This is a genomic window from Streptomyces sp. NPDC048275, from assembly GCF_040652275.1.
In the GTDB taxonomy this organism is placed as follows: domain Bacteria; phylum Actinomycetota; class Actinomycetes; order Streptomycetales; family Streptomycetaceae; genus Streptomyces.
In genome coordinates, this window is the sequence record NZ_JBEZLR010000114.1 from 1 (window position 1) to 24,059 (window position 24,059).

At 69.6% G+C, this 24,059-nt stretch carries 12 protein-coding genes; 7 read left to right on the forward strand and 5 right to left on the reverse strand.

The features are described from left to right. The first annotated feature begins 297 nt into the window (after positions 1–297). The gene (locus tag AB0D57_RS40455) at positions 298–4,038 is read left to right on the forward strand and encodes a GH92 family glycosyl hydrolase (RefSeq protein ID WP_362085708.1); all 3,741 of its coding nucleotides are present in this window, start codon (positions 298–300) and stop codon (positions 4,036–4,038) included. Between the two features lie 258 nt (positions 4,039–4,296). Here the strand turns inward: AB0D57_RS40455 and AB0D57_RS40460 are convergent, their stop codons facing one another. Further along, the gene (locus AB0D57_RS40460) at positions 4,297–5,385 is read right to left on the reverse strand and encodes a lytic polysaccharide monooxygenase (protein ID WP_362085711.1); all 1,089 of its coding nucleotides are present in this window, start codon (positions 5,383–5,385) and stop codon (positions 4,297–4,299) included. Positions 5,386–5,773: 388 nt separating this feature from the next. Next, entirely contained in the window at positions 5,774–7,132 is a 1,359-nt protein-coding gene (locus AB0D57_RS40465) for a DUF3500 domain-containing protein (RefSeq protein ID WP_362085663.1), read from the reverse strand. Positions 7,133–7,579: 447 nt separating this feature from the next. On the opposite strand from AB0D57_RS40465, the gene AB0D57_RS40470 reads away from it, so the two are divergent. The 3 genes from AB0D57_RS40470 (at position 7,580) to AB0D57_RS40480 (ending at position 11,619) form a co-directional block, all read left to right on the forward strand. Then, positions 7,580–9,019, forward strand: a complete 1,440-nt coding sequence (locus tag AB0D57_RS40470; RefSeq protein WP_362085666.1) for a hypothetical protein — start codon at positions 7,580–7,582, stop codon at positions 9,017–9,019. 78 nt (positions 9,020–9,097) lie between these two features. Beyond that, positions 9,098–10,363: an AAA family ATPase gene (locus tag AB0D57_RS40475; RefSeq protein WP_362085669.1), complete on the forward strand. Its 1,266-nt coding sequence runs from the start codon at positions 9,098–9,100 to the stop codon at positions 10,361–10,363. After that, positions 10,360–11,619, forward strand: coding sequence for a VWA-like domain-containing protein (locus tag AB0D57_RS40480; RefSeq protein WP_362085672.1), 1,260 nt, complete (start codon positions 10,360–10,362; stop codon positions 11,617–11,619). Before AB0D57_RS40475 ends, AB0D57_RS40480 begins: the two co-directional genes overlap by 4 nt. A gap of 151 nt (positions 11,620–11,770) precedes the next feature. Here the strand turns inward: AB0D57_RS40480 and AB0D57_RS40485 are convergent, their stop codons facing one another. The 3 genes from AB0D57_RS40485 to AB0D57_RS40495 all read right to left on the reverse strand — a co-directional run bounded on the left by AB0D57_RS40485 (position 11,771) and on the right by AB0D57_RS40495 (position 15,085). Next, positions 11,771–12,670, reverse strand: a complete 900-nt coding sequence (locus AB0D57_RS40485) for an aminoglycoside phosphotransferase family protein (RefSeq protein ID WP_362085675.1) — start codon at positions 12,668–12,670, stop codon at positions 11,771–11,773. A gap of 142 nt (positions 12,671–12,812) precedes the next feature. Then, positions 12,813–14,372: a HAMP domain-containing sensor histidine kinase gene (locus AB0D57_RS40490; RefSeq protein ID WP_362085678.1), complete on the reverse strand. Its 1,560-nt coding sequence runs from the start codon at positions 14,370–14,372 to the stop codon at positions 12,813–12,815. Further along, positions 14,369–15,085 (reverse strand): response regulator transcription factor, encoded by a 717-nt coding sequence (locus AB0D57_RS40495; RefSeq protein ID WP_362085681.1) that lies wholly within the window; start codon positions 15,083–15,085, stop codon positions 14,369–14,371. Before AB0D57_RS40495 ends, AB0D57_RS40490 begins: the two co-directional genes overlap by 4 nt. A 270-nt stretch (positions 15,086–15,355) precedes the next feature. Here AB0D57_RS40495 and AB0D57_RS40500 point away from each other — a divergent pair, with 270 nt between their 5' ends. The 3 genes from AB0D57_RS40500 to AB0D57_RS40510 all read left to right on the forward strand — a co-directional run bounded on the left by AB0D57_RS40500 (position 15,356) and on the right by AB0D57_RS40510 (position 24,041). Beyond that, positions 15,356–19,060, forward strand: a complete 3,705-nt coding sequence (locus tag AB0D57_RS40500; protein WP_362085684.1) for a S8 family serine peptidase — start codon at positions 15,356–15,358, stop codon at positions 19,058–19,060. A gap of 59 nt (positions 19,061–19,119) precedes the next feature. Beyond that, positions 19,120–20,136, forward strand: coding sequence for a helix-turn-helix transcriptional regulator (locus tag AB0D57_RS40505; protein ID WP_362085687.1), 1,017 nt, complete (start codon positions 19,120–19,122; stop codon positions 20,134–20,136). Positions 20,137–20,360: 224 nt separating this feature from the next. Further along, positions 20,361–24,041: a S8 family serine peptidase gene (locus tag AB0D57_RS40510; protein WP_362085690.1), complete on the forward strand. Its 3,681-nt coding sequence runs from the start codon at positions 20,361–20,363 to the stop codon at positions 24,039–24,041. The last annotated feature ends 18 nt before the right edge of the window (positions 24,042–24,059 follow it).

The following is a 24,059-nucleotide window of genomic DNA, read 5'->3' on the forward strand; positions in this document are numbered from 1 at the left end:
GCTGAACCCGCCGTCGGGCTGCCGCTTCCACCCCCGGTGCAGCTTCACCGAGAAGGTCGAGGGCGGGCTCTGCTCCTCCGAGCGCCCGCTGCTCGTACGACTGATACGGGTTGTAAGGGCTGTAGGCGGGATACGGCGCCGCGCTCTCGACACCGGCACAAGCGCCCCGGAGGCGAACCGAGCCACAGAAAAAGGGGAGGGTTCTTGCGCGTGCAGCATGGAGCTCGGTACAGACGGAGTTCATCGACTCGGCACGGACGAGGATTCTCAGGCGTCCTCGGAGTGGCCGTTCTTGCCCTGCTGGCCGCCTCGCAGGGCGCGGCGGTCGCCCTTCCCGCCCGAGCGGCGGTCACCGACCGGGAGTTCGCCTCCTCGTTCGAATCGGGCAATCCCGCACCGGACTGGCTGAACACGGTCGACACGTCCGCCGATGGAACGCCCCGAGCCTCCGGCGTCGACGGCAGCTACAGCACCGGCATCCCCGGCAATGTGACCGACCAGGTCACCGATGTCCGCGCCAGTGGCGAGAACACGGGCGGGGGCGAGGTGAAGGAGAACCTCGCCGACCTCGAGCCGAGCACCAAGTGGCTGGTCTTCGAGCCCACCGGCTGGGCGGAGTTCGACCTGAGCGCTCCGGTCAAGGTGGTCACGTACGCGCTGACCTCGGCCAACGACCACGACGAGCGCGACCCCCAGGACTGGACCCTGCAGGGCTCCACGGACGGCAAGGACTGGAAGAACCTCGACACGCGCACCGGCGAGTCCTTCGGTGAGCGGTTCCAGACGAAGTCCTACGACATCACGAGCCCCGCCGAGTACCAGCACTTCCGGCTCGACATCACCAAGAACAACGGCGGCGACATCCTCCAGCTCGCCGATGTCCAGTTCTCCACGGGCGGCAGCGAGGACCCGGCGCCCAAGGACATGCTCTCGCTGGTGGACCGCGGTCCGAGCGGCTCCCCGACGGCCAAGGCGGGCGCGGGCTTCACCGGCACTCGGGCCCTGCGGTACGCCGGTACGCACAAGGCGGACGGCCGGGCGTACTCGTACAACAAGGTCTTCGACGTGAACGTGGCCGTCGGGCGGAACACGGAGCTGTCGTACAAGATCTTCCCGTCGATGGCGGACGGCGATCTGGACTACGCCGCCTCGAACGTGGCCGTGGACCTGGTGTTCACGGACGGCACCTATCTGAGTGACCTCAAGGCCCTGGACCAGCACGGGTTCGCGCTGACGCCGCAGGGGCAGGGCGCGTCCAAGGTCCTCTACGTCAACCAATGGAACAGCGTCGCCTCGCGGATCGGTTCGGTCGCGGCCGGGAAGACGGTGGACCGGATCCTGGTGGCGTACGACTCCCCCAAGGGCCCGGCGAAGTTCCGCGGCTGGCTGGACGATGTGTCGCTGAAGACCGTGGCGCCCGAGAAGCCGAAGGCTCATCTGTCCGACTACGCGTCGACCATCCGCGGCACCAACTCCAGCGGCGGTTTCTCGCGCGGCAACAACTTCCCGGCGACGGCCGTCCCGCACGGCTTCAACTTCTGGACGCCGGTGACCAACGCGGGTTCGCTGAGCTGGCTGTACGACTACGCGCGTGCGAACAACGCGGACAACCTCCCCACCATCCAGGCGTTCAGCGCGAGCCATGAGCCGAGCCCCTGGATGGGCGACCGGCAGACCTTCCAGGTGATGCCGTCGGCCGTCTCCGGGACCCCGGACACCGGCCGGGCGGCACGGGCGCTGGCCTTCCGGCACGAGAACGAGACCGCACGGCCGTACTACTACGGGGTGACCTTCGAGAACGGGCTGAAGGCGGAGTTGACGCCGACGGACCACGCGGCGGCCCTGCGCTTCACCTATCCCGGTGACGACGCGAGCGTGCTCTTCGACAACGTGACGGACCAGGCGGGGCTGACCCTCGACAAGGCGACCGGGACCTTCACCGGCTATTCCGACGTGAAGTCGGGGCTGTCGACGGGAGCGACCCGGCTGTTCGTGTACGGGGTGTTCGATGCGCCGGTGACGGACAGCTCGTCCAGCGGGGTCAAGGGCTATCTGCGCTTCGACGCGGGCGAGGACCGTACGGTCACGCTGCGTCTGGCGACCTCGCTCATCAGCATCGACCAGGCCAAGGACAACCTGCGCCAGGAGATCCCCGACGGAACGTCCTTCGGGACGGTCAAAGCCCGTGCCCAGCAGCAGTGGGACAGGATCCTGGGCAAGGTCGAGGTCGAGGGCGCGACGCCGGACCAGCTGACCACGCTGTACTCCAGCTTGTACCGGCTGTACCTGTACCCCAACTCGGGCTTCGAGAAGGTCGGTTCGAAGTATCAGTACGCGTCGCCGTTCTCGCCGATGCCGGGCCCGGACACCCCGACGCACACCGGGGCGAAGATCGTGGACGGCAAGGTGTACGTCAACAACGGCTTCTGGGACACCTATCGGACGACCTGGCCGGCGTACTCCCTCCTGACACCTGCTCAGGCGGGGGAGATGGTCGATGGGTTCGTGCAGCAGTACAAGGACGGCGGCTGGACCTCCCGCTGGTCCTCGCCCGGGTACGCGGACCTGATGACGGGCACGTCGTCGGACGTGGCGTTCGCGGACGCGTACGTGAAGGGTGTCGACTTCGACGCTCAGGCGGCCTACGACGCGGCACTGAAGAACGCGACGGTCGTCCCGCCGGCGTCCGGCGTGGGCCGCAAGGGCATGGCGACCTCCCCCTTCCTCGGCTACACGAGCACCGACACGCACGAGGGCCTGTCGTGGGCGCTGGAGGGCTACCTCAACGACTACGGCATCGCGAAGATGGGCCAGGCCCTCTACAAGAAGACCGGCGAGAAGCATTACAAGGAGGAGGCCGCGTACTTCCTCGACCGGGCGCAGGACTACGTCAATCTCTTCGACTCGAAGGCCGGCTTCTTCCAGGGCCGGGACGCGACGGGCGACTGGCGGGTCGATTCGTCGACGTACGACCCGCGCGTGTGGGGGTACGACTACACCGAGACGAACGGGTGGGGATACGCCTTCACCGCGCCGCAGGACTCGCGTGGTCTCGCCAACCTGTATGGCGGCCGGAGCGGGCTGGCGGAGAAGCTCGACACGTACTTCGCCACGCCCGAGACGGCCTCGCCGGACTTCGTGGGCTCGTACGGCGGCGTCATCCATGAGATGACCGAGGCCCGTGACGTACGGATGGGCATGTACGGGCATTCCAACCAGGTGGCCCACCACGTGAATTACATGTACGACGCGGCGGGTCAGCCCTGGAAGGCCCAGAAGAATGTGCGCGAGGTGCTGTCCCGTCTGTACACCGGCAGCGAGATCGGGCAGGGCTATCACGGCGACGAGGACAACGGCGAGCAGTCGGCCTGGTACCTCTTCTCCTCGCTCGGCTTCTACCCGCTGGTGATGGGCAGCGGCGAATACGCCATCGGCTCCCCCCTGTTCACCAAGGCGACGGTCCATCTCGAGAACGGCAAGGACCTGGTCGTCAGGGCGCCGAAGAACAGCGCGAAGAACGTGTACGTGCAGGGCCTGAAGGTCAATGGCAAGACGTGGACGTCGACTTCGCTCCCGCACTCGCTCATCGCCAAGGGTGGAGTCCTGGAGTTCGACATGGGACCGAAGCCGTCCTCATGGGGCACCGGGAAGAACGCGGCGCCCGTGTCGATCACCCAGGACGACAAGGTGCCCGCGCCGCGCGCGGACGCTCTCAGGGGTGAGGGCGCGCTCTTCGACAACACGTCGGCGACGGACGCGAGCGTCACGTCGGTGGAGCTGCCGACGACCACTAGGACCAAGGGCGTTCAGTACACCCTGACGTCGTCGTCGGATCACACCAGGGCTCCTACCGGCTGGGTCCTCCAGGGCTCGTCGGACGGCGACACGTGGACCGACCTGGATCAGCGCTCCGGCGAGTCCTTCCCCTGGGACAAGCAGACCCGAGCGTTCTCGGTTGCCCATCCGGGCTCGTACGCGCACTACCGCCTGGTCCTCGACGGCGAGGCGACGCTCGCGGAGGTGGAACTACTGGCCTGAGACGCGGCACACCGCCCGCACCAAGTGAACCGGGTCGACTTCGTTCACTTGGTGCGGCACACCGTCCGCACCGAGTGAACTGGGTTGGCATCGTTGTCCGTTGAGGCGGTAGAGTCATGTGCCGTTGGACAACGTTGTCGCACGCCCTGGTCTCCTGAGAAGCCACGCACCATCCCGGACCGGGCCCACCCCTCCGGCCCGTCCGGGCTCGCGGACCGGGTGAGTCCCGTACCACCCACCCGGTCCGCCCCGAGCCTGTCAACCGACCCGGCAGGGAAGCGTGGTTGACGGATCACCGCCGGAGCCCTGGACGACGTACCCGAACGTCGTGCTCTCGCCTGGGTCCAACTCCCCGTTCCAGTCGGCGTTGTGCACCATCACCGCCTGGCCGTTGTATGTCGCGTTGCCGCTCCACAGGCTCGCGACGGACTGGCCGCCGGGCAGTGTCCAGTCGACCATCCAGCCGAGCATGGGCACGTCACCGGTGTTGGTGACAGTCACCTCTGACTGGTAGCCGCCGCTCCAGCTGTTGGTCGTACGACGACTCGCGGAGCAGGCGCCGGGCGGGGGCTCGGTGGGGTTGCCCGGGTCGTGAATACCCGTCACTTCACCGTTGCCGCCGTCGAAGACGACGTCCGAGCAGGAGTAGAAGGTCTCCGCACTGTCCGAGCGCTGCCAGACCACGTAGACGAGATGGCGGCCCGACTTGTTCGCGGGAAGCGTGCCCGTCCAGGAGTAGTTGGCCTCGACCGTGCCCGGGCTGCCGTTGAGCGGCGGGTGGTCGACCGTGAGGAACGGCTGCTCCTCCATGTCGTTCCAGGTGAGCGTCTTCGTCGGGTCGAAGCCGTCCTTGGTGATGTAGACGTAGAACCAACCCGGGTGCGCGGCCCACGCGTTGTACGAGAAGTCGACGGTCGCACCCGAGGTGAGGTGGGTGAGCGGCCAGTCGCCGCGTGTCTGGTTGAAGCCGGTGAAGTTGGTGTTGCCGCCGCTGCACAGCTCGCCGTCGGGGACGAAGCCGCGGGTGCGGCCCGCACCGTCCGAGCGGAGCACCGAGAACCAGTTGTAGAACGGCGTGGTGCCGCTCACCTGCTGGGCCGCCTTGCAGGCCGGGTTCACGGGTTTGATCTCACCGGTATCGGTCAGCCCGTCCTGCCAGCACAGGAAGGTACGGCTGGCGGGCTTCATGGGGGTGCCGTGGGCTGCCGCCTTCTCGCCGGACGTGACGACCAGGCCGAGGGCCGGGAGGGCGGTGAGAAGGGCGAGCAGGACCAGGAGGAAGGCTCTGCGGCGTGAGGGTCGCAGGAGGCGTGCGGGTAGCGATAATCGGGGTGTTGTCGCGTTCATGACAGTTTCAGGCATGACGGATAGGCCCTTCACTCGATGCCGGGAGAGACCTGGGTGAGGTGGGAGCCACTCCGGGCGGGTTCCGGTCCGCATGATGGGAGCGCTCCCACCTCATTCGGAAATTAGCGCGCACCAGAACCGCTGTAAACGTCCGGCGCAGCACTGCTGTAAACGCCTGGCACGGGATTGCCGTAATCGCCTGGCGCGGAACCGCTGTAATGACCGGCGCGGGACCGCGTCCGAACGCGTCCGAACGCGCCCGAACGCGCCCGAGCCCGTCCGAGCGCACGAGGGCCGCACCCCCTCACGGCGGATGCGGCCCTCGCTATGACAAGAAACCACCGGTTGCTGATCTTCTTATGACTGAGAAACCAGCTGAGTTGTCATGTCACTGGTGGTGAGGTGACGTCAGATAGTGCTGTCGAAGGAGCTCCCTCCCGTAGTCGTTGCCGTTGGGCGTGCGGATGATGGAATGGACGTGCTTCTGGGTCGCGCCGCTGCCCTGTGTGGCGCCGTACGCGCCCGCGAGCGGGCCCGGAGCCTGACAGTCGACCTCGACCCAGACGACCGCGCTGTGCACCCGGACGTAGAAGGCGGAGTCATCGGCGATGCCCCCCGCCCAGGTCACATAGGTGTCGTCCAGGTGCCCCCGGACCTCGGCCATCCGCACCTTCGCGACATCGGCCTTGCCGCGGCCCACGAAGGCCTCGACGATGCCGAGAAGTTTCTTCTTCTGGGTGGCGTTCAGGACATTGCCGCGGATGCCGGTGTACGCCTGCACCGCGTTGTCGGAGAACGCGCCCGCCTGCATCGACTCGTTCGACTTCGTCGAGGACTCGATGGCGACCTTCCGCTGCGCCTCGGTGAGGGAGTTGATGAAGGCGAGGCCGGCCACGACCTCCTCGTGGCAGACCGTCACGGTCTCGCCGTCGATCTCCATCGAGGTCGGCTCGGAGCCCCAGAAGCAGGGGCTCATGACGACCTGGTCGCCGAGCACGAAGTAGTTGATGACCAGGTGGTGGCCGTCGAACTGGAAGCCCCACGGCTCGGTGGCCGACGGGGTGCCCATCAGCGTCCAGTAGTAGGCGTCCTCGTTGAAGGAGGTGGTGTTGTTGATCGCCTCGCCGGCCGCCTGGTTGATCTTGCGGATCTTCTCGGTGGTCTCCAGGCCGTCCGCGCTGAGCGCCGACTTCAACAGGGCGGTACCGAGGGTTTTCTGAGTATCCGTCATGTCCGCGAGAGTGACGCCCTGGCGGGCGTACGAGTCGGCGTTGCTCCACATCCGCCACTCGGTGGAGTGGACGGTGAACTGCGTCGCCGTCTTCTGGGTGTCGGTGAGTCCGGCGAGGAAGGCGTTCGCGGCGGCGATCACGGGACCGGTGGCAACCTTGGTGGAGTGGATCGCGTAGAGGTCGTCGATCCGCTTGCCGTCGGTCGTCAGGCCGAAGAAGTCCTCGGTGATGGTCATGTTGCCGGGGCCGCCCGCGCCGCCGCCCGGGCCGCCGCTGGGTACGCCGCTCGGCGTGGCGCCCGGCGTGGCGCTCGGCGTGGCGGAGGCATCGGCGGTGGTGGTCGTGTCGTCGGCGAGTGCGGACCAGGCTCCGGCGCCGCCCATCGTCGCGACGGCCGTGGCGCCGCTGGCGAAGAAGACCTTCCGCATGAAGTTGCGTCGGCTCGCGTGGGCACGACGGCCCGTCTCCGACTGCGGCTCCGTCGCCGCGTTCTCCCCGGTGTCGAGCTCCGTCATCGTCGCTGGGTCCCTTCGTCGTGGGCGCGTCCATTGCGGACGGCCGGGCACGCACGACTCTGGGACGGCAACCTGAGGCCAACCTGAAGTACGGGGATGGGCGGCGAGGATGCGGGCCGGCGCGACGCCGGGCCGGGAGTGCGCACGGAAAGGCTGGTCTGAGGACAACGGACCACTCCCAACCGCACGTCGGCACGGGCCACTGTTCCGTCACCCGCGCGTGGCGCTCACCTCGATCTGGTGCTGGCGAAGGTATGTCGCCACCGAAGACAGTGTCAACAATTTGGTTGACTTTCATGGCTTGCGCACAGGTTGCGGTTGCCTTGCCGCCTGGGGCGCTCCGAACGGAAACACCTGGCAGATCGGAGTGAGGAGCGGTACGCTCCCCGCGATGACGACTCACTCTGTTGACAGAACGGGGGTCCCGTCCGCGCAAGGTGAGTGCTGATGCTCACTCAGATCGCGAACGAGGATTCCCGCCTTTCCTTCTGGCTGCGCGTGCGAGAGTTCGCCGTGCCGCCGTCCATGATCGAGACTGCGACCGCCCGCCGGTGTACCGGGGACTGGGCGGGGGCGTGTGCCGCCGCAGGCTTCGATGTCGATCTCAATCTGCGGTCCGTGGCGCGCGCGCACGGTCAGGAATGCGCGGCCCAAGTCCGGGCCGATCTCCGCCGGTTGGCTCCTGACCTGCTGCGCTGGCACATGCCGAGGATCGCTCCGCACGGGCTCCTGCGCCCAGGACTGACGATCACGCTGGCTCGCTACGACCCTGCGGGACCTGACGGCGCGCGCCCGGTGCACCTCGTGGCCCGGACCGCGCCGGCCTGGGCGGATGCCGGTCAGCGGATCAGTCTCGCGCTGTGGGACAGGTCCCGACCCGACGCAGACACCGATGCCCGCCGCCATCCGCACGCCCGTCCCAACCGGCGGTTCCGTCTCGATCTGCACCGCCATCTGTGGGACGCCGACAGGGCCGATGAGCTGCGGATCCGGTCCGGCGCCGATCGGCCGCGCGACCACGGCCGTCCCGTGGTGACCCCGGATGTCCTGGGGATCGTGCCGCGGGATCGCCGCTGTGCCGTTGACCGGTGGGCGGCCGAGGCGTGGATCCTGCTCCACGCCGAGGGGCGGCCCACCGGTACCGTCGCCGTGCGGGTCGGGGCCCGACATCGGCTGCTCCTGGACCTGGGCGTGGGTGTGGACGGGGACGGCGTAGGGCCGCCAGGACTGCGGATCGCGGGGGCGGCCAGGGACGGTGGTGTCTCCGCGCTGCCCGTCCTGCCCGACGCGGCGACCTGGGTGCCACCCGACCTGGAACTGATCCGCACCGGTTCGATCGAGGTCGATCGGCTGCACCCGCTGGTCGCGTCTGCTCTCGTACCGGGGCGTGCGCCGACCGGTCCGTACCGGACTCCGGACCGGTCAGGACAACCACGCCTCGTGGAGTGCCGGGGAGTTCGGCACCGGATCGGCCTGGTCAACGGCGTACTGGCCCCGCTGGACCACGAGCCGGCCGAGATCCGCCGGGAGGAACTCCTGGCCGAACTGACCGGTACCCCGCTTCCCTGCCTCCAGGCGATCGACCAGGCGCACCGGCATCCCGGCTGCCTCGACGGCGTACGGGAACGCCTGCACCACGGCGACATCGCCGGAGCGCTGGCCGTCGTCGAAGGCCTGCTCGGCCCCGACGCGGTGCTGCGCGACGGCGCTCTGCGGGACGAGTTGGAAGCGGCCGCACGGCGGCGGATCACCTACGGACTGTTCAGGGCGGGGCTGGCCGGACCGGGCCCCGGCCGCGTCCGCTTCCACATGGATGGTCGCCCTCCCCAAGACGGCGGCCGTGACCGTGACCACCGCTCGCACCCGCGCCACGCCACCTCCCACTGACCCAGGGCCCCAGGGACCTCTGTCCCCCCGCTCCCCCTACTTCTCGTCTTCTCGCCACGAGCCCAAAGGTGATCAAACATGCCCTCATACACCCCGTTCGCGACCACCGACATCCCTGCCGACCCCGCCCCCGCCTCCCAGCTCGACATCGCCGGCGAGTTGCTGGCCCTGCTGCGCGACACCACCACCGAACCGCGCCCCGACACCCAACTGGAGGCCCTGACACTGGCCGTGGCCGCCGACCTGCCCGTACTGCTGTGGGGTGAACCGGGAATCGGCAAGACCGCCGCCCTGACCCAGCTCGCCGCCGCCCTGGACCTCCCGCTGACCACCGTCATCGCCAGCGTGCACGAGCCGTCCGACTTCTCGGGGCTGCCCGTCGTAGGCGACGATCCCGCCGAACAGGGCGTCCCGATGGCTCCGCCGGACTGGGCGGTGCGACTGGTACGGGCCGGCCGAGGTCTGCTGTTCCTGGACGAACTCTCCACCGCGCCACCGGCCGTTCAGGCCGCCCTGCTCCGCCTGGTGCTGGAGCGGCGGATCGGCGCCCTGCAACTGCCGCCCGGAGTCCGGATCGTGGCCGCCGCCAATCCGCGGGCCTCGGCGGCCGACGGCTGGGAGCTGAGCCCGCCCCTGGCCAACCGGTTCGTCCATCTCCAGTGGACCCACGACCACGAGGTCGTCGTACGCGGCCTCGGCGGGACGTGGCCCCGGGCCACACTGCCCCGGCTCGACCCGGTGAAGCTGTCGGAGGCCGTGGACTTCGCCCGCCGTGCGGTGTGCGGACTTCTCTCCGCGCGCCCTGGGCTCGTGCACCGGCTGCCCAGCAACGAAACGCGGCGCGGTGGCCCCTGGCCGTCCCCTCGAAGCTGGGACATGACCCTGTGTCTGATCGCCTTCGCGACTGCGGCCGGCTCCGCACGGGACGTACTCTCCATGCTGGTCAGGGGCACAGTGGGGGACGGTCCGGGGCTGGAGCTGCTGGCCAGTCTGGACCGGATGGACCTTCCGGACCCCGAGACGCTGCTCGCCGACCCCGCGGGTGCCGCCCTGCCCGAACGGGGGGATCTGCGCCAGGCCGTGCTCGACGGTGTGGTGGCGGCGGTCCGCAGCCGCCCGGAGAAGTCCCGCTGGGACGCCGCGTGGGCGCTCCTCGTCCGGGCGCTGGACACCGGAGCCCCGGACCTCGTGGTCGTCCCCGCGACCACACTCGCCTCGTTGCGCCAGGAGGACTGGGACGTTCCGGCATCGATCGAACGGCTCGCCGGAGCGGTGTCACTGTCCCGGCGAGCCGACCGCGCGGCGACCCGGGCCGCCGCGCTCACCACGAAGGCCGGCCGATGACCCCGGACGCACCGAGGAGGCTGGACCTCGACAAGCTCTTCGCCGCCCGGCTGCACGCCGCCCGGGCCCGGCCCTACCTGGCGACCGCGCTGTTCGCCCTGCACACCGTGGAGTCGCGGCACGTACCGACGATGGCCGTCGACCGGCACTGGCGGTGCTACGCCTCACCGGCGTTCGTGGACCGTACGCCGGTGGAGGAACTGGCCGGGGTATGGGTGCACGAGGTGTCGCACCTGCTGCGCGACCATCACGGGCGCAGTGACCGGGTGGCACGGGAGCGTGGGCTGACCGGCCCCGGGGAACGGTTGCGGATGAACATCGCCGCGGACTGCGAGATCAACGACGACGCGTTCGGTGACGGGCTGGTCCGGCCCGAAGACGCTGTCACGCCGGCGTTCTTGACGCTGCCCGAGGGGCAACTCATGGAGGACTACCTGCGCCAGTTCCGGCTCGGGCCGCGTACGCAGAACCTCGCCTGGCTGGACTGCGGCAGTGGCGCCGACGGACTGGAAAGGGACTGGGATCTGGGACCGGACGGCGCGCACGGCCTCAGCGCACAGGAACGGGACGCGGTCCGGTTCCGGGTGGCGCAGGGCATCAAGGCCCGTCCGGGGAACACCCCGCAGGGGTGGCAGCGGTGGGCCCAGGAGGCGTTCCAACCACCCCAGCCGTGGCGGGAGTTGTTGGGCGCGGCGGTCCGCTCGGCGACCTCCGGCGCCGGCTCGGGCGAGGACTACACCTACGGCCGGCCGTCGCGGCGCTCGGCAGGGATTCCCGGTGTCGTTCTGCCGAGCCTGCGGCGCAAGCCGCCCCGGGTCTCCGTCATCATCGACACCTCCGGGTCGGTCAGTGACGCCGAACTGGGCAGCGCGCTGCGCGAGGTTGCCGCGATCTCCCGGGCCGTGGGCGGCCGTCGCGACCTGGTCGCCGTACTGCCGTGCGACGCGGCGGCCCAGGTCGTGCACCCGCTGTGCCGTGCCGAGGGGATTCCGCTGTTGGGCGGCGGCGGTACGGATCTGCGCACGGGCTTCGCCAAGGCGCTCCGGGCGCGGCCCCGGCCGGACGTCATCGTGGTCCTGACCGACGGGCAGACGCCCTGGCCGAGCGCACAGCCGTCGTGCCGGACGGTGGTGGGTCTGTTCCCCCGGCAGCACGGAGACGGGTCGTGGGACGAGGACAATCCCGACTACGTCCCGGACTCGCCGCCCGAGTGGGCACGGGTGGTGGTCATCGGGTCGGCGCCCGCTGCTCGGTGAGCCCCTCAGGAGGGCGCGGACGAGTCTCTTCGGATCCGCACGGTTCCTCGGACCCGCACGGCCGGGCGCCGACTCCACCCCGAGGGCCGGGCCTGGCCGGGTCCTCGGCGAGGCCCGCCCGGTTGCCCTGGGTATCACTCGACGGCTGGTGTCAGGCAGCGTGCTTCTGGTCGGCGAGGACTTCGTGGATGACCTGTCGTGCGACACCTGCCATGACCGGGTTCGTGTCCCGGTAGTACTGTAGTTCGAGTAGTGCGATCGACAGTGCCCAGCCGCGACCTCGCGCCCAGGCCGCGTCATCGACCTCCAGTGCGGTCCGGAAGGCGCCCCGCGCTTCGGCCGGCAGCACATACCACGCCACGATCAGGTCGACGGCGGGATCGCCCAGGCCCAGGCATCCGAAGTCGATGACGGCGCTGAGCCGCCCATGGCGCATCAGCAGATTTCCTGGTTGCAGATCCGCGTGGATCCAGACCGCCGGGCCGGGCCGAGCGGGGGCCCGCAGGGCTGTGTTCCATGCGGTGGTCGCCGCGTCGGCGTCGACGATTCCCCGCACTTCCGCGATCGCGGTCCGTGTCGCGGCATCCCGCGTCGCCAGCGACTCGCTGCGATAGGAGGGGGGCCCGTCGGCGGGATCGATCCGGTGCAACGCGGCGACGAACCCCGCCAAGTCCTGTGCGAGCAGGCCGGGTTGGGAGATTCGCCCGATGGCCGGATTCTCGCCGTCGAGCCAGCGGTAGACGGACCACGGCCAGGCATAGTCCTCCGCGGGCCTTCCCTTGCCCAGCGGCACGGGGACGGCGACCGGAAGCGGCGGGGCGAGCCGTGGCAGCCACCTGTGCTCCTTCTCGACATCGTTGGCGGCCCCCGCGACGCGAGGAAGCCGCACCACCATGTCTTCGCCGAGCCGGTACATGGCATTCGAGGTGCCGGCGGAGTCCACCGGCTCGACGGGGAGGCCCGCCCACTGCGGAAACTGCGCGGCAACCAGCCGATGCACGAGAGGTGTGTCGACGTCCGGCTCGTCGGCATGCATCTTGCCAGCGCGCATGAGCACCTTCCTGCAGCGAGGCGATTCCCCCATGTGTCATGGACGACGCATGAGTGGAGGGACGGGATCGACGGTTGTGCCCACGGCTATACGAACGTTCCGGTACATCACCCGTCAACTCATTTCCCGGGCGGGCGCCGGCTCAGGCCGACGCCGCAGCACGGGTGGGCGCCGGGTTCGGGGCCGTGGGGCTGGTGGCCGGTGGCAGTTCAATCGTGAACTCCGTGCGGCCAGGGGCGCTTTCCACCTGGACGCGGCCGCCGTGGGCGGCCGTGACCGCCGCGACGATGGCGAGCCCGAGACCGGAGCCGCCCTCGGTGGGGCCGCCGCGGGAGCGCGACGCGTCGCCCCGCGTGAAGCGTTCGAAGACCGACGGGAGCAGGTGCTCCGGGATGCCGGGACCGTCGTCGCGTACGCGGATCCTGCAGGACACATCCGTGGCCTCCACCGAGGCGACGACGGTCGTACCGACAGGCGTATGCACACGGGCGTTGGCCAACAGGTTGGCCACCACCTGGTGCAGCCGCGCCTCGTCACCGACGACCAGGGCCGGGGCATCCAGCAGCAGCGCCAGTTGCCAGTTGTGGCCCTCCCCGGCGGCCCGCGCGTCCCACACCGCCTCGGCGACCAGCGCCGCGAGGTCCACCTCGGCCGACTGCAAGGGCCGCCCCTCGTCCAGCCTGGCGAGCAGCAGCAGGTCCTCGACCAGGCCGGTCATCCGCGCCGACTCGGCGGAGACGCGCCGCCACGCGAGCGTCGGCTCGATCTTCTCGGTGCCGCGGTTCATCAGTTCCGCGTAACCGGCGATGGACGCGAGAGGTGTACGGAGTTCATGGCTGGCGTCGGCGAGGAAGCGGCGCATGCGTTCCTCGCTGTGGCGCATCTCCTCCTCGCCGCGCTGGCGTTCGGCGAGCGAGGACTCCACGTGGTCGATCATGCGGTTCAGCGCGGCGCCGACCTGACCGGCCTCGCTGCCGGGGTCGGTGTCGCGTTCGGGTACCCGGGTGAGGCCGACGACCTCACCGTGGCCCAGCGGCGAGCGGGAGACCTCGACGGCGGTGGCGGCGACCCGCCCGAGGGGGCGCAGTTGCCGCCGTATGACGACGGCACAGACGCAGCCCGCGGCGGTGAGGCCGACGGCGGCCACCAGGGCCTCGACCACGACCAGGCCGCTGATCATGTCCTGGACATCGCCCATGGGCAGCCCGGTGAGGACGGGAATGCCGTCGCCGCCGAGGGCGGTCAATCGGTAGCTGCCGAGGCCGGGAACCGTACGGGTGTGCAGCGAGCCGTCGGTGGTGATGCCCGCGAGGGCGGCGCGCTGGGCGGCGGTGAGAACCTGCTGGCCGCCGTCCTGGGTGACCACTTCGGCGGCGGTGATGTTGCCGTCGTCGTCGAACCGGGCGGCGAGCGTGCCGACGGCCTGCCCGCGCTCGCTGAGGAACCCCAGGTCCGTGGCGTCGCCGACCCGGTTCTGCAGGCCGCCCTGGCCGCGCTCGGCGGCGTCGGTGACACGCTGGTCGAGATTGCCGAGCAGATACGCACGCTGCGCGAAGACCGTGGTGACGGCCATCGCCGCGCAGACGGCGACCAGGGTGGCGGCGATGAAGAGGAGCAGCCGGGTCCACAGCGAACGCCCGTTCAGCCTGGCACGCAGTGAACGCCCGTGCGTCCGTCGGCTTCCGCCCGGTCGGGGGCTCATCTCCCGTCCCCCACAGGCCTGATCACGTACCCCACCCCGCGGACCGTGTGAATCATCGGCGCGCGCCCCTTGTCGATCTTCCGGCGCAGGCTGGAGATGTAGACCTCGACCAGGTTCCCGCCGCCGTCGAAGGAGCTGCTCCACACCCGGTCGAGGATCTGGGCCTTGCTCAACACCTGCCGCGGGTGGTTCAGCAACAGGCTGAGCAGGTCGAACTCCTTCGCCGTGAGCTGGACCGGCGTACCGTCGCGGTGCACTTCGTGGCTCTCCTCGCTCAGGACGAGATCCCCGAGTACGAGGACGGCGTCGTCGGTCCGCGCCTTCTCCGCTCCGGCCCGGCGCAGCAGTCCGCGCAGCCGCAGTACGACCTCCTCCAGCGAGAAGGGCTTGGTCACGTAGTCGTCGGCGCCCGAGGCCAGCCCGTCGATGCGGTGTTCCAGCGCGTCGCGTGCGGTCAGCATGAGGACAGGCAGCTTCGGATTCTCGTACCGCAGCCTGCGCAGCACCTGGAGGCCGTCCAGGTCGGGCAGCATCCCGTCGAGGACGACGGCGTGCGGGGCGCAGCCGCGCGCGGCGCGCAGCGCGCTGTGCCCGTCGCCCACCGGATAGGGGCGCCAGCCCGCCTCGGTGACGGCGACGGAGAGCAGCTCGGTGAGCGCTGGCTCGTCGTCGACGATCAGCACACGGACGCGGTCGCTTCGGGTGCCATACATGTGACGATCCTGTCCCGGTCCGCTGGGAGAACCCTGTGTTCCGGCTGAGCCGCAGCCGTGGGACACCGCACGCACGGCCGGACGGAACCCCCGGCGGTGCGCGGGGAAGGGAGCCGTGCGGGCCACCAACTGCTTTGGCCGAAGGGTGCATTGGCACGCCCCGGCCACAGCAATCCCTTGAGTCGCTTTCCACCCAGCACTCACCCTGATCACTGGCTTCCGCTCACCAGGCCGGAAGCGATTTCAGCGTTCAGGGGAGGAAGCCCACACATGCGAAGACTCCACGCCCTCTGGGCCGTGGCAGCGACGGCCGGACTGCTCGCGGGTGCGGTCACGCCCGCGGCGGCCGGCTCGGCGTCCCCGGCCACCGAGCCGGGCGCCACGCCCGTGCAGGGCCCCACGACCGCGCAGAGCGTCACCACGCCAGGCGCCATCAGCCCCCAGACCGTCACCCTCATCACCGGCGACACCGTGTCGCTGACCGTCGGCCAGGACGGCAAGTCCGCCGTCGACGTCCGGAGCGGCAAGGGCCGCGAGGCCGCCACCTTCCTGTCCACCGAGAAGAACGGCGAGGTCAGCGTCCTGCCGGCGGATGCGATCCCGCTGATCCAGGCGGGCCGCCTCGACCCGGCCCTGTTCAACGTCACCCAGCTGGTGAAGCAGGGCTACGCGGACACGAGGACCGGCACCACCCCGGTGATCGCGACGTACGACAAGGGCAGCGCGACCCCCGACGGAGCGCGCCGGACGCTCGCGCTGCCCGGGATCGACGGCGCCGCGCTGAGCGCGAAGAAGTCGACCACCTTCTGGTCGGACATCGCCCCGGCCCTCGGCACCGAGCCCACCGCGAAGGCCGCCAAGCAGCTCGGCGAGGGCATCGACAAGATCTGGCTCGACGCGAAAGTGACTGCGTCCCTCGATGTGAGCGTGCCGCAGATCGGCGCGCCCGAGGTGTGGCAGACGGGTTACGACGGCAAGGGCGTCAAGGTCGCGGTCCTGGACACGGGCGTGGACGCCGGGCACCCGGATCTCGCGGGGAAGATCGCGGAGTCGACGAGCTTCGTACCGGACCAGGCGGTGCAGGACGGCCATGGCCACGGCACCCATGTGGCGTCCACGATCGTCGGCTCGGGCGCGGCTTCGGACGGCAGGCTCAAGGGTGTGGCGCCGGGCGCGGAGCTGCTGGTCGGCAAGGTGCTGAACAACGCGGGCCAGGGCCAGTCCTCGTGGATCATCGCGGGCATGGAGTGGGCGGCGCACTCCGGTGCGAAGATCGTCTCCATGTCGCTGGGCGGTACCGCGACCGGCCCCTCCGACGTGCTGAGTGAGACCGTGGACGAGCTGTCCGCGTCCACCGGCGCTCTCTTCGTGATCGCGGCCGGTAACTCCGGCCCGTCCGAGCAGACCCTCGGCACCCCGGGCATCGCGGACTCCGCACTGACCGTGGGCGCGGTCGACAGGTCCGACAAGCTGGCCTCGTTCTCCAGCCGCGGCCCACGGCTCGGCGACTCGGCCATCAAGCCGGAGATCACGGCGCCGGGCGTGGGGATCACAGCGGCCCGTTCCCTGGGAACCAACATGCCCGGGAGCACGCCTGTCGACGACAGGTACACGAAGGCGAGCGGTACGTCGATGGCGACCCCGCATGTCTCGGGCGCCGCGGCACTGGTGGCGCAGGCGCATCCCGACTGGACGGGGCAGCAGATCAAGCAGGCCCTGGCCACCACCGCCAAGACCAGCTCCGACGCCTCCGTCTTCGAGCAGGGGGACGGCCGCGTCGACGCCGTCCGGGCCGTCGGTCAGGGCGTCTTCTCCACCCCGGCGCTCAGCTTCGGCAAGTACGAGGCCGACGACGCCGAGGCCGCGAGCAAGGACATCACATACACCAACACCACAGACAAAGCAGTGGAGTTGAAGCTGGCGTCGTCGCTCACCGAGGCCACCCTGGGCGCGGACGTCGTGACCGTCCCGGCGAAGGGCACCGCCACCGTCGCGGTCAGGGTCGACCCGGCCGGGGAGCCGGAGGGCCGGTACACGGGCCATGTCACCGCGAGCGCCGACGGCGTACGGGTCACCACGGCGGTCGGCTTCGAGAAACTGCCGAAGACGTACGACCTGAAGGTCTCGCTGGTGAACCGGAGCGGCCAGCCGTCGACCTCGGCGTCGCTCTTCGTGCTGCAGGAGCTGAACGGCGCGTACCCGGACACGCACGGGTTCCTCGGCCGCGGCTACACCTTCAAGGTGCCGGCCGGTACGTACTCCATGGCGACCTGGATCCCGGAGCGGGACGCGGCCGGACTGGAGGTAGCCACCTCCGTCGTCGGTGATCCGGAGATCAAGGTCGACAAGGACACCGAGGTCGTCTTCGACGCCCGCAAGGCCGTCGAGATCAAGCCGAGGACGAAGGAGAACTCCGAGTTCCAGGGCTTCAGCACCAGCTGGCACCGGGAAGGGCCCGGCACCGCCTTCGGGGCGACCTACGCCCAGAACTGGTGGACCGACCGCATCTATGTCGCCCCGACCGAGAAGGTCACCGAGGGCATGTTCGAGTTCTCCTCCAAGTTCCGTCTGTACGAGAAGGAGCTGACGGCGAGCGTCAGCAGCCCCGAGAAGTACGCGCTGCCTCTCGACTACTCGCAGGTGAGCGACAGCCTTCCGGTGAAGTTCAGCGGAAAGCGCACGGTGCGGGCGGTGGACGCCGGCAGTGGCACCGCGGCCGACTTCCAAGGGCTCGACGTCAAGGGCAAGGTGGCGGTGGTCCGGGTGGCCGCCGGGAAGACGGCGGACGAGGCGCTGGCCAACGCGGCCGAGGCCGGGGCCGGTTACGTCATCGCGTACCAGGAGAAGCCGGGGTACTGGATCTCCTGGGTGGACAGCGCGACGATCCCGCTGATGGTCGCCACCGGCGAGGACGGTGCGAAGCTCGGCGCGCTGCTGAAGAGCGGGAAGAAGGTCACGCTGAAACTGGACGGCACCGCGGTCAGCCCGTACGTCTACAACGTGATGTTCCCGCAGACCGGCGCCATCTCGAAGAACCAGACGTACTCGCTGAACAGCTCCAACACCGTGAAGCAGACGGTCCGTTACCACGGGAGCCGGGCCGGTGACGTCGGCAAGGACGCCGTCTACCGGTACCGCCCGTGGCAGGGTGCCGCCATCGAGACCAGCCAGTACGCCCCCCTGGGCACGACACGTACCGAGTACTACAACGTGGATCCCGACACCCGCATCTGGAACACCGTCATCCCGAACTGGCAGACGGGCAGGGGCCAGTGGAACGACCTGCGGACCTTCGACAAGGCGGGCAAGGTGCCCACCGAGGAGTGGCTGCGGCAGGTCGTCCGCCCGGCGACCAGCGATCGGTACGGCCTCTCCCAGCGCACCGGTGACAAACTCGCCTTCAGGGTTCCGGAGTTGAGCGACGCGACACCGGGTCACTACGCAAGCGTGGACGGCGTCCAGGACACCGCGAAGGGCACGCTGTACGCGGACGGGGAACTGGTCGGCAACAGCGCGCTCGGCGGCTACGGCTCCTTCGACGTCCCGGCGACGAAGGCCTCGTACCGCTTCGTGCTCGACGCGCAGCGCAAGGCGGACTGGGCCACGTACTCCACCAGCACTCACACCGAGTGGTCCTTCGCGTCGGCGCACACCAACCAGCAGACCGCGCTGCCGCTGCTCTCCGTCGACTACGACCTCGACGGGCTCGACCTCCTCAACCGGGCGGAGGCCAAGCGGAAGTCGACGCTCGAACTCTCCGTCCGGGACCAGAAGTCGAGCATCACGGCCCGTGAGCTGAAGACCTGGGTGTCCTACGACGACGGCGCGTCCTGGAAGGAGGTGAAGGTCCGTGGCGGCGAGGCGGAACTCAAGCACCCGAAGGGCGCCGAGTTCGTGTCCCTGCGCGTACGGGCCGCCGACCGGGACGGCAACGCGGTCGACCAGACCGTGGTGCGGGCCTTCGGCCTGAAGTAGACGGCGGCCCGGACCGATACGACACCAGCCTTAACAAAGATCGCCTACCGTGCCGAGCCATGGTGAACACGGCATATGGCACGGCGGGACAGAACACGGCAGGACGCACCCCTGCCGCGAGCCCTTGGGCCGCGGTGGGGGTCTCCGCCTTCGAGGAGCAGGTGTACCAGGCGATCCTCCATCAGCCCGACGCCGGTGCGGCCGGCTGGGCCCTGCTGACCGGCGCCTCCCCGGCCCAGGTGCGCGAGGCCTGCAACCAACTGCTCGGACTCGGACTGCTCCAGCCGCCGGACTCCATGGGCGGGCTACGGGCGGTCGATCCACGGGTTGCGGTGCGCGGGCTGATCCGGCGGCGCGAGACGGAGTCCGAACTGCTCGCCGCCACCGCCGAGGAGATGGGCACCGCCTACGAGGCCGGGCTGCTGCGGGAGGAACCGTCCCGGTTGATCGAGGTCGCCTCCGGCGAGGGCGCCATCGCGGCACGTCTGGAGGAGATGTACGCACGCGCCGAGCGGGAGGTGTGCCTCTTCGACACGCCGCCGTATCTCGCCCCGCCCGCACCGCAGGCGGATCTCCAGGCCGATCTGCTGCGCCGCGGGATCGTCTCTCGCGGGGTGTACGCGGCGACGGCCCTGGAGGACCCGAAGATACTGTCCCGCACCTGGAAGATGGTGGAACTCGGTGAGCAGGCCCGGGTGTTACCGTCCGTGCCCCTCAAGCTGCTGGTGGTCGACGGGTGCCGGGCGATGCTGCCGCTGACCGCCTCGGCGGCGGGCGGTTACTGCGCCGTCGTGGTGTGGCACTCGGCGGTGACCGAAGCCCTGCAGAAGCTCTTCGAGATGGCCTGGCAGCAGGCGACACCGCTCGGCCAGCCGACCGGCGACGGTGAACTCCTCGAAAGCGAACGGACGTTGATCCGGCTGCTGGCGGCCGGGATGAAGGACGAGGCGGTGGCACGCCATCTGGGAGTGAGCCTGCGAACCCTGCGGCGGCGGGTGAGTGAGCTGCAGGAACGGCTGGGGGCGGCGAGCAGGTTCCAACTGGGGGTACGGGCTTCCCAACGCGGCTGGGTGTAGGGCCATAACTGGCCCCAGCCGTTTGGGCCCCTGTGAGGCGAAGGGCCGCGCCCTGGTCGGGAGCGCGGCCCCACCTCCGTCGACTGCCGTGGCCGAAGGGGGCATTGGCACGCCCTGGCCACAGGAATCCCTTGAAGCGCCTTCCGCACACCGTTCACTCTGTTCCATGGCTTCCACCCACCAGGCCGGAAGCCTTTACAGAGTTCAGGGGAGGAAGTCCACACATGCGAAGACTCCACGCCCTCTGGGCCGTGGCAGGAGCGGCCGGACTGCTCGCGGGGGTCATCACCCCCGCGACGGCCGGCCCCGAGTCCCCGGTCGCCGATCCGGGCGCCACGCCCGTGCCGAGCGTTACCACGCCAGGAGCCGCCGGCACCCAGACCGTCACCCTCATCACCGGCGACACCGTGTCGCTCACCGCAGGACCGGGCGGCAAGCACGCCGTCGACGTCCGGCGCGGCAAGGGCCGCGAGGCCGCCACCTTCCTGTCCAGCGAACAGGACGGCGAGGTGAGCGTCTTACCCTCGGACGCGATCCCGCTGGTGCGGGCGGGCCGTCTCGACCCGGCCCTGTTCAACGTCACCCAGCTGGTGAAGCAGGGATACGCGGACGCGAAGACCGGCACCACGCCGGTGATCGCGACGTACACGAAGGGCAGTGCCACGCCCGACGGCGCTCGTCGGACGCTCGCACTGCCCGGGATCGACGGTGCCGCGCTGAGCGCGAAGAAGTCCACCGCCTTCTGGGCGGACATCGCCCCCGCACTCGGCACCGAACCCACCACGAAGGCCTCGAAGCAACTCGGCGAGGGCATCGACAAGATCTGGCTCGACGCGAAAGTGACCGCGTCCCTCGATGTGAGCGTGCCGCAGATCGGCGCGCCCGAGGTGTGGAAGTCGGGCTACGACGGAAAGGGCGTCAAGGTCGCCGTCCTGGACACGGGCGTGGACGCCGGGCACCCGGATCTCGCGGGGAAGATCGCGGAGTCTACGAGCTTCGTACCGGACCAGGCGGTGCAGGACGGCCACGGCCACGGCACCCACGTGGCGTCCACGATCGTCGGCTCGGGCGCGGCCTCGGACGGCACGCGCAAGGGTGTGGCGCCGGGCGCGGAGCTGCTGGTCGGCAAGGTGCTGAACAACGCGGGCCAGGGCCAGTCCTCGTGGATCATCGCGGGCATGGAGTGGGCGGCGCACTCCGGTGCGAAGATCGTCTCCATGTCGCTGGGCGGTACGGCCTCGGGTCCGTCAGATGTGCTGAGTGAGACCGTTGACGAGCTGTCCGCGTCCACGGGCGCCCTCTTCGTGATCGCGGCGGGCAACGCGGGACCGGGCAAGCAGACCGTGGGCACCCCGGGCATCGCCGACTCGGCGCTGACGGTCGGCGCCGTCGACAAGTCCGACAAGCTGACCTCGTTCTCCAGCCGCGGCCCGCGCCTTGGCGACTACGCGGTCAAACCGGAGATCACCGCGCCGGGCGCCGCCATCACGGCGGCACGCGCCGCCGGCACGACGATGGGCACACCGGTCGACGACAACTACACGACGGCGAACGGCACTTCGATGGCGACCCCGCATGTCGCGGGCGCCGCGGCGCTGGTCGCCCAGGCCCATCCGGACTGGACGGGCGAGCAGATCAAGGCAGATCTGGCGAGCACCGCGAAGACCATGCCGGACGCCGACGCCTTCCAGCAGGGCGACGGCCAGGTGGACGCCGTACGGGCGGTGCGACAGGGCGTCTTCGCGACCCCGGCACTGAGTTTCGGGAAGTTCGAGGACGGGGACACCGAGGTCGCCACCAAGGACATCACGTACACCAACACTACTGACAAAGCAGTGGAGTTGAAGCTGTCGACGAGCCTCCCCGAGGCCGCGCCGGCCACCGACACGGTGACCGTGCCCGCGAAGGGCACCGCCACGGCCGCGGTCGGCGTCGACCCGGCGAAGGAGGAGCAGGGCCAGTACACCGGCCACATCACCGCGAGCGCCGACGGCGTCCAGCTCACCACGGCCATCGGCTTCGCGAAGGCGCCCAAGACGTTCGACCTGAAGGTTTCACTGCTGGGCCGCGACGGCAACGCGGCAGACTCGTCGATCTACACGCTCCATGAGCTCAACGGCGCGTATCCCAGGGAGTACGGCTTCATGGGTGCCAACGAGACCTGGGAGGTCCCGGCCGGCACGTACTCCGTCGCCACCTGGATCCCCGACCGGGACGCGGGCGGTTCGGCCGTGGGCACCTCGGTCGTCGGCAGTCCCGAGATCAAGGTCGACGGGGACACCGAGGTGGTCCTTGACGCCCGCAAGGCGGTCGAGATCAAGCCGAAGACCAAGGAGGACTCCGAGTTCCAGGGCTTCAGCACCTCGTGGCACCGCGAAGGGCCGGGGAGCTCCTGGGGGTTGACATACAGCCAAGGCCCCTGGACCGACCACGTCTATGTGGCGCCGACCAGGAAGGTCACCGAGGGTTCTCTCGAGTTCTACTCCAAGTTCCGTCTGTACGCGAAGGAGTTGACGGCGAGCGTCACCAGTCCCGAGAAGTACGCACTGCCGCTCGATTACGCGAACACGTACAACGACTTCCCGGTGAAGATCACCGGTGACCGGAAGGTACAGGCGGTGGACGCGGGCGCCGGCACGGCGGCCGACTTCGAGGGGCTCGACGTCAAGGGCAAGGCAGTGGTGGTCGGGGTCCCGGCCGACACGTGGGGGCCGGACGAGGCGATGGCCAACGCCAAGGAGGCGGGGGCGAGTTATCTGATCGCGTACCGCAAGAAGGCCGGCCACTGGCTCACGGCTGTGGACAGGGCGACGATGCCGGTGACGATCACCACCGGAGAGGACGGCGAAAAGCTCACCGCCCTCCTCAAGGGCGGCAAGAAGGTCACGCTCAAGCTGGGCGGCACGGCGGTCAGCACGTACGTCTACAACGTGACCCTCCCGCAGTCCGGAGCGATCTCGCCGGACCAGACGTACATCCTGGACCGCTCCACCACGGCAAAGGTGCCGAGCCGTTACTACGCGGCCAGGGCAGGCGAGATGGGGGCCGACACCGTCTACACGTTCCGTCCCTGGCAGCTGTTCGCGATCGAGTCCAGTGACTACATGCAACTCGGCCAGGAACGTACCGAGTACTTCAACGTGAGCTCCGACACCCGCGTCTGGCACACCGTCTACCCGTCCTGGGAGGCGTCCTCGGGCCAGTGGAACACCTTGCGGACCTACGGCAAGGCGGGCACCCAGCCGAGCGAGGACTGGCTGCGCCAGGTGGTACGCCCGGCGACCAGCACCGAGTACGGCCTCTCGGAGCGCACCGGCGACAAACTCACCCTCTTCATACCGGAGTTGAGTGACTCGACGCCCGGTCACTACGGGTACGTCCGAGACGTCAACGACACCGCGAAGGGCAAGCTCTACGCGGACGGCCGGCTGGTCGGCGACTCGACGGTCGGGGGGTACGGCATCTTCGACGTCCCGGCGGCGAAGGCCTCGTACCGCTTCGTGCTCGACGCGCAGCGCAAGGCCGACTGGACGCCGTACTCCACGAGCAGCCACACCGAATGGTCCTTCGCCTCGGCGCACACCGACGCGCAGACGGCGCTGCCCCTGCTCTCCGTCGGCTATGACCTGGACGGGCTCGACCTCCTCAACCGCGCCGAATCCGGGCGGGAGCTGAAGCTCGGACTCTCCGTCCGGGATCAGGAGGAAAGCGTCAAGGCCAGGAGCCTGAAGGCATGGGTCTCGTACGACGACGGAACATCCTGGAAGGAGGCGAAGGTCCGGCACGGCAAGGCCGAGATCAAGCACCCGAAGGGCGCGAAGTTCGTGTCACTGCGCGTTCAGGCTTCTGACGGTGCCGGAAACCAGGTCGATCAGACCGTGTTGCGGGCGTATGGCCTGAAGTAGGAGCGCCGCCAAAAGCGG

What these genes read in the sequence shown, in the direction of transcription:
- AB0D57_RS40460 (WP_362085711.1), bottom strand. Translation starts at nt 5,385, where the DNA reads ATGAACGCGACAACACCCCGATTATCGCTACCCGCACGCCTCCTGCGA.
- AB0D57_RS40465 (WP_362085663.1), bottom strand. Translation starts at nt 7,132, where the DNA reads ATGACGGAGCTCGACACCGGGGAGAACGCGGCGACGGAGCCGCAGTCG.
- AB0D57_RS40470 (WP_362085666.1), top strand. Translation starts at nt 7,580, where the DNA reads ATGCTCACTCAGATCGCGAACGAGGATTCCCGCCTTTCCTTCTGGCTG.
- AB0D57_RS40475 (WP_362085669.1), top strand. Translation starts at nt 9,098, where the DNA reads ATGCCCTCATACACCCCGTTCGCGACCACCGACATCCCTGCCGACCCC.
- AB0D57_RS40480 (WP_362085672.1), top strand. Translation starts at nt 10,360, where the DNA reads ATGACCCCGGACGCACCGAGGAGGCTGGACCTCGACAAGCTCTTCGCC.
- AB0D57_RS40485 (WP_362085675.1), bottom strand. Translation starts at nt 12,670, where the DNA reads ATGCGCGCTGGCAAGATGCATGCCGACGAGCCGGACGTCGACACACCT.
- AB0D57_RS40490 (WP_362085678.1), bottom strand. Translation starts at nt 14,372, where the DNA reads ATGAGCCCCCGACCGGGCGGAAGCCGACGGACGCACGGGCGTTCACTG.
- AB0D57_RS40495 (WP_362085681.1), bottom strand. Translation starts at nt 15,085, where the DNA reads ATGTATGGCACCCGAAGCGACCGCGTCCGTGTGCTGATCGTCGACGAC.
- AB0D57_RS40500 (WP_362085684.1), top strand. Translation starts at nt 15,356, where the DNA reads ATGCGAAGACTCCACGCCCTCTGGGCCGTGGCAGCGACGGCCGGACTG.
- AB0D57_RS40505 (WP_362085687.1), top strand. Translation starts at nt 19,120, where the DNA reads ATGGTGAACACGGCATATGGCACGGCGGGACAGAACACGGCAGGACGC.
- AB0D57_RS40510 (WP_362085690.1), top strand. Translation starts at nt 20,361, where the DNA reads ATGCGAAGACTCCACGCCCTCTGGGCCGTGGCAGGAGCGGCCGGACTG.